Below are 763 nucleotides of genomic sequence, written 5' to 3'. Positions count from 1 at the left end.
TGTGCTCCTGTATACCAGCGGAAATACTCGCGAGTTTGCCTAAGCCAATATTACAGCCCTTTGCAAGAATACCAGCCATTAGAGTTTCTTCCTTTGGTTTCATCTTTACATTTTTAGGGCTCAGGTGCTTAAAGTCAGCAGTGAACTGGCATACCTGGTTTACTTCTTTAAGTAGTTGGAGAATTGGAATATATCCATCCTGGGATAGGGCATCCGCAATAAATGATTCCTCTTGAAAGTCAGTTTTTGGCGTGCTCACTCTAGATACTCGGCCATCTTTAAAAGTGAGGGAGGTATTTATCCCGTCGGCTAAGTGCTTATTAACAACCTTGTATTTCTCGTGAAGGCCCAATTTTAAGCCCGCTAAATATGCTTCTCCGTCTATGTACTCAAGTAGATTGCACTCGCGCAAGATCTGGTATTTTCGAGCCTCCCAATATTCTTTATCAATCATGTAGTCCTGAATGCTGCGGAAGCGATATGAGTAGGCTAAATTTAAGTCCCCGGATTTGATTGCTTTAGAGATATAGATAAACAGCAGGCACTTATACAGAGGGATTGAAAAGTCATTACGCTCAACATTAGCTCGATCTTGCTTTGACAGAAACTTAATAGGTGGAGATTTGCCGACATTGCCCTCTGACTCTTGAAAGTGATCTACTGCTTCTAATAAATCCTTTGCCTTGGAGGTACTATCAAAATTGAGAGCACGTACGATAGGGGTCGCTTTAAGTTGAAGTCTTAAAGAAAGCGATTCGAGCAG

Annotated in this window: 1 protein-coding gene; it reads right to left on the bottom strand. The window is 41.8% G+C overall.

The window, feature by feature from the left end:
• On the bottom strand, positions 1-763 hold a 763-nt coding region (locus tag A3729_RS10840), incomplete at both ends, for a Tn3 family transposase (RefSeq protein WP_156497888.1).

The organism is Oleiphilus sp. HI0043 (assembly GCF_001634935.1).
This window is presented reverse-complemented; position numbering and strand designations above follow the sequence as displayed.